This is a genomic window from Streptococcus sp. 79 (assembly GCF_013277425.1).
GTDB lineage: Bacteria > Bacillota > Bacilli > Lactobacillales > Streptococcaceae > Streptococcus > Streptococcus pseudopneumoniae.
Window position 1 is genome coordinate 22,605 of sequence record NZ_VMMW01000019.1, and the last position, 6,000, is coordinate 28,604.

Annotated in this window: 3 protein-coding genes; 2 read left to right on the forward strand and 1 reads right to left on the reverse strand. The window is 40.9% G+C overall.

Going from position 1 to position 6,000, the window contains the following annotated elements:
* Positions 1-12: 12 nt before the first annotated feature.
* On the reverse strand, positions 13-1,284 hold the full coding sequence (locus HT729_RS04640; protein ID WP_000095469.1) for an extracellular solute-binding protein: 1,272 nt from the start codon (positions 1,282-1,284) through the stop codon (positions 13-15).
* 610 nt (positions 1,285-1,894) lie between these two features.
* On the opposite strand from HT729_RS04640, the gene malQ reads away from it, so the two are divergent.
* Positions 1,895-3,460, forward strand: a complete 1,566-nt coding sequence (malQ, locus tag HT729_RS04645; RefSeq protein WP_345890463.1) for a 4-alpha-glucanotransferase — start codon at positions 1,895-1,897, stop codon at positions 3,458-3,460.
* Positions 3,461-3,485: 25 nt separating this feature from the next.
* On the forward strand, positions 3,486-5,744 hold the full coding sequence (glgP, locus tag HT729_RS04650) for a glycogen/starch/alpha-glucan family phosphorylase (RefSeq protein WP_172931731.1): 2,259 nt from the start codon (positions 3,486-3,488) through the stop codon (positions 5,742-5,744).
* Positions 5,745-6,000 lie beyond the last annotated feature (256 nt).

A 6,000-nucleotide genomic window follows, 5' to 3' on the forward strand; every position in this document is an offset into this window, starting at 1 on the left:
TGAACAAATTTTTTATTCACCAAATTTTTGTTTGATTGTTTCTTTGATCAATGTTACAGCGTCGTTAGCAGCTGTTTTAGCATCTTTTTGACCACTTACAGTATCAAAGAGCATGTTAGCAGCTGGTTCCCAAACTGCAGACATTTGAGAGATGTTTGGAATTGGTTGAGCGTTCTTGAATTGTTTGATAACAGCTGTTGTCAACTCATCGTTTTTACCTTCAGCGTATGAACGAGCTTCAGTATTAGCTGGGATTTCGTTAGTTGCATCGTAGAAAGCTTTTTGTTGTTCAGTTGAAACAAGGAAGTCTACAAATTTCTGTGCGCCTTCAAGGTTCTTAGTACTTGAAGGAATGATCCAAGCTTTACCACCACCGAATGCAGCATATTCTTTTCCATTTGGAAGAGTTGGGATAGTCGCAACACCGTAGTTTACTTTAGCATCTTTGAGGGCTTGAGCTTTCCAAGGTCCATCAATGATAGCAGCTGTTTTACCTTCTTGGAATTGAGTTTGGATTAGGTTTCCAGCAGCTGTACCATCTTGCATACCTTTAGGCCATTTTTCGTACCAAGATTTAGCGTAGTTGATACCTGCGATAGAACCGTCGTTGGCAAGACCGATGTCTTTAGGGTCTTTACCGTTTTGTCCAAATACGTAAGCGCCGTTACCAGCAAGAAGTCCGTATGCATAGTAGAAGTTTGTCCAGTCAGCTAGGAAGGCAGAAGTTTTTCCATCTTCTCCAGCGAAGGCATATTTGCTATCTTTAGCAAGGTTTTCCAAGTCAGCAAATGTTTTGGGAGCGTCTTTTACCAAGTCTTTGTTGTAGTACATAACAAGTGACTCGATAACGGCAGGAGCACCGTAAACTTTACCGTCAGCAGCGGTTACAAGAGATTTAGTTGTATCTTCTGTTTTAGCACCATCGCTCAATTTCACTTCTGAAAGTTGTCCGTCAGAACCAAGGCTACCCACACGGTCGTATGGAGCCATCATAACGTCAGCAGCTTGACCAGATTGGTTGTCAAGAGAAAGTTTGTCAAGCCCACCAAGTTGGTCACCAGATTTGATGTTAACTGTTGTGCCTGATTGCTCTTTATAAGCTTTAGCAACTGTTTCAGCATAAGCTTTGTATTGGTCCTCAACGTAAAGAGTGATTTCTTTCGCTTCAGATGAACCAGACTCAGCAGGCTTATCAGCAGTTTTGCTTCCGCAAGCTACCAAGAGCAAGCTAGCAAGTGTAGCAGTTCCAAGCACCGCAGCGCTCTTCATGAATTTAGATGACATAGTGTATTCCTCCTAAAGAATAACAAGTTTTATTGATAAGGAAACGCAAACGTTTTCCTTTATGACCTTAGTATAGCACAAATAGAAAACGGTTGCAAGTGTTTTTGACAAAAATTTTAAAAAATTTTTAAGCTTGATTTGATAGCATGATTTTGCTTTTTAATAGAAGAAAAGTGTGAAATAGATAAGAATACAGTATTTTTAATAAAAAATAGATGTAATCTATCTAAAGAGGGAAATCAGGAGGGGCTACCTCCCTGTTTCTAATTCCTATCTATTTTCTATGGATCTTTGTGCCCCCTTGCATCTAAATTCAAGTTTTCTAGGGGAGGATTTGCACTTTGTAGACTGTCCCGTGAGAGTCAAACTTTAGGATTAGATAGTTTTAATACTCTTCGAAAATCAAATTCAAACCGCGTCAACGTCGCCTTGCCGTACTCAAGTACAGCCTGCGGCTAGTTTCCTAGTTTGCTCTTTGATTTTCATTGAGTATAAGTTATCTTTGCTAAAATGGGTTAGTCTCCTTAAAAATAATCAAAAAAGTTTTTTAAAAACGCTTGCAATTATGCTTGAAAAGGAGTATACTTATAAGTAGCGCAAACGTTTGCGTCTGCAAAAATACGCAACGTTCCATTATTTTAACACACGAGGTGCTATTATGAAAAAACGTCAAAGTGGTGTGTTGATGCACATCTCTTCTCTTCCAGGAGCTTACGGAATCGGATCATTTGGTCAAAGTGCTTACGACTTCGTTGATTTCTTGGTTTGCACAAAACAACGTTACTGGCAAATCCTTCCATTAGGAACAACTAGTTACGGGGATTCTCCTTACCAATCTTTCTCAGCCTTCGCAGGAAACACTCATTTTATCGATTTAGATATCTTGGTGGAGCAAGGTTTGTTGGAAGCAAGTGACCTTGAAGGAGTTGACTTTGGTAGCGATGCGTCTGAAGTTGATTATGCGAAAATCTACTATGCACGTCGTCCTCTTTTAGAAAAAGCGGTAAAACGTTTCTTGGAAGTAGGAGATGTTAAAGATTTTGAGAAATTTGCTCAAGACAACCAATCATGGCTTGAGCTCTTTGCTGAGTATATGGCTATCAAAGAGCATTTTGACAATCTTGCTTGGACTGAATGGCCAGATGCAGATGTTCGTGCTCGTAAAGCTTCAGCACTTGAAAGCTACCGTGAGCAATTGGCAGACAAGTTGGTTTACCACCGTGTGACTCAATACTTCTTCTTCCAACAATGGTTGAAATTGAAAGCTTACGCTAACGACAACCACATCGAAATCGTTGGGGACATGCCAATCTACGTAGCGGAAGATTCAAGCGATATGTGGGCAAATCCGCATCTCTTCAAAACAGATGTCAACGGTAAGGCAACTTGCATCGCAGGATGTCCACCAGATGAGTTCTCTGCAACTGGTCAGCTTTGGGGTAACCCAATCTATGACTGGGAAGCAATGGACAAAGATGGTTACAAATGGTGGATTGAACGCTTGCGTGAAAGCTTCAAAATCTACGATATCGTTCGTATTGACCACTTCCGTGGTTTCGAATCTTACTGGGAAATCCCTGCTGGTTCCGATACAGCAGCACCTGGTGAGTGGGTGAAAGGTCCGGGCTACAAGCTTTTTGCAGCCGTTAAGGAAGAACTTGGTGAGCTAAACATCATCGCAGAAGACCTTGGTTTCATGACAGACGAAGTTATCGAGTTGCGTGAACGTACTGGCTTCCCAGGAATGAAGATTCTTCAATTTGCCTTCAACCCAGAAGACGAAAGTATCGATAGCCCACACTTGGCACCTGCTAACTCAGTTATGTACACAGGAACTCACGATAACAATACGGTTCTTGGTTGGTACCGTAACGAGATTGATGATGCGACTCGTGAGTACATGGCTCGTTACACGAACCGTAAAGAATACGAAACAGTGCCACATGCTATGCTTCGTACAGTCTTTTCATCAGTTAGCTTCATGGCAATTGCAACTATGCAAGATTTGCTAGAATTGGATGAGGCGGCTCGTATGAACTTCCCATCTACCCTTGGTGGAAACTGGTCTTGGCGTATGACTGAAGATCAATTGACACCAGCTGTCGAGGAAGGTTTGCTTGACTTGACAACAATCTATCGCCGAATCAATGAAAATTTGGTAGATTTAAAGAAATAATACAATATCAGGAGACATCTTAAACATGTTATCACTACAAGAATTTGTACAAAATCGTTACAATAAAACCATTGCAGAATGTAGCAATGAAGAGCTTTACCTTGCTCTTCTTAACTACAGCAAGCTTGCAAGCAGCCAAAAACCAGTTAACACTGGTAAGAAAAAAGTTTACTACATCTCGGCTGAGTTCTTGATTGGTAAACTCTTGTCAAACAACTTGATCAACCTTGGTCTTTATGACGATGTCAAAAAAGAACTTGCTGCTGCAGGTAAAGACTTGATCGAAGTTGAAGAAGTTGAATTGGAACCATCTCTTGGTAATGGTGGTTTGGGACGTTTGGCTGCCTGCTTTATCGACTCAATTGCGACTCTTGGTTTGAATGGTGACGGTGTTGGTCTGAACTACCACTTTGGTCTTTTCCAACAAGTTCTTAAAAATAACCAACAAGAAACAATTCCAAATGCATGGTTGACAGAGCAAAACTGGTTGGTTCGCTCAAGTCGTAGCTACCAAGTACCATTTGCAGACTTTACTTTGACATCAACTCTTTATGATATTGATGTTCCTGGTTACAAGACAGAAACGAAGAACCGCTTGCGTTTGTTTGACTTGGATTCAGTTGATTCTTCTATTATTAAAGACGGTATCAGCTTTGACAAGACAGACATCGCTCGCAACTTGACTCTCTTCCTTTACCCAGATGATAGTGACCGTCAAGGTGAATTGCTCCGTATCTTCCAACAATACTTCATGGTTTCAAACGGTGCGCAATTGATCATCGAAGAAGCAATCGAAAAAGGAAGCAACTTGCATGACCTTGCTGACTACGCAGTTGTCCAAATCAACGATACTCACCCATCAATGGTGATTCCTGAATTGATCCGTCTTTTGACTGCACGTGGTATCGAACTTGACGAAGCAATCTCAATCGTTCGTAGCATGACTGCCTACACTAACCACACAATCCTTGCTGAAGCCCTTGAAAAATGGCCTCTTGAATTCTTGCAAGAAGTGGTTCCTCACTTGGTACCAATCATCGAAGAATTGGACCGTCGCGTGAAAGCAGAATACAAAGATCCAGCTGTTCAAATCATCGATGAGAGCGGACGTGTTCACATGGCTCATATGGATATCCACTACGGATACAGCGTTAACGGGGTTGCAGCACTTCACACTGAAATCTTGAAAAATTCTGAGTTGAAAGCCTTCTACGACCTTTACCCAGAAAAATTCAACAACAAAACAAACGGTATCACTTTCCGTCGTTGGCTCATGCATGCTAACCCAAGATTGTCTCACTACTTGGATGAGATTCTTGGAGATGGTTGGCACCATGAAGCAGATGAGCTTGAAAAACTCTTGTCTTATGAAGACAAAGCAGCTGTCAAAGAAAAATTGGAAAGCATCAAGGCTCACAACAAACGTAAATTGGCACGTCACTTGAAAGAATACCAAGGTGTGGAAATCAATCCAAACTCTATCTTTGATATCCAAATCAAACGTCTTCACGAGTACAAACGCCAACAAATGAATGCCTTGTACGTAATCCACAAATACCTTGACATCAAAGCTGGTAACATCCCTGCTCGTCCAATCACAATCTTCTTTGGTGGTAAAGCAGCTCCAGCCTACACAATCGCTCAAGACATCATCCACTTGATTCTTTGCATGTCAGAAGTTATTGCTAACGATCCAGCAGTAGCTCCACACTTGCAAGTAGTTATGGTTGAAAACTACAACGTTACTGCAGCAAGCTTCCTTATCCCAGCATGTGATATCTCAGAACAAATCTCACTTGCTTCTAAAGAAGCTTCAGGTACTGGTAACATGAAATTCATGTTGAACGGAGCTTTGACTCTTGGTACTATGGACGGTGCTAACGTGGAAATCGCTGAGTTGGTTGGCGACGAAAACATCTACATCTTTGGTGAAGATTCAGAAACTGTTATCGACCTTTACGCAAAAGCAGCTTACAAATCAAGCGAATTCTACGCTCGTAAAGCTATCAAACCATTGGTTGACTTCATTGTTAGCGATGCAGTTCTTGCAGCTGGAAACAAAGAGCGCTTGGAACGTCTTTACAATGAATTGATCAACAAAGACTGGTTCATGACTCTTCTTGACTTGGAAGACTACATCAAAGTCAAAGAGCAAATGTTGGCTGACTACGAAGACCGTGACGCATGGTTGGATAAAGTTATCGTTAACATTTCTAAAGCAGGATTCTTCTCATCTGACCGTACAATCGCTCAGTATAACGAAGATATCTGGCACTTGAACTAATACTCTTCGAAAATCAAATTCATACTAATACATTTTGTAAAAAAGCGAGTTTCGATTGAAATTCGCTTTTTTAAATGCTGTGGATTTGGGTCAATCTTGTCTAAAAATAGGGAAATCCTAGATACAGTGAAGGCTTTAAATGCTGGTTTTTACTATCTTCAGCCTTATATTTTTTCGTAGTTGGTTACCTCACAACTCTTGTATTCGCTTACATAAAGTATTATAATATAATTGTAGGAAAGAAGGTGTTTTTATG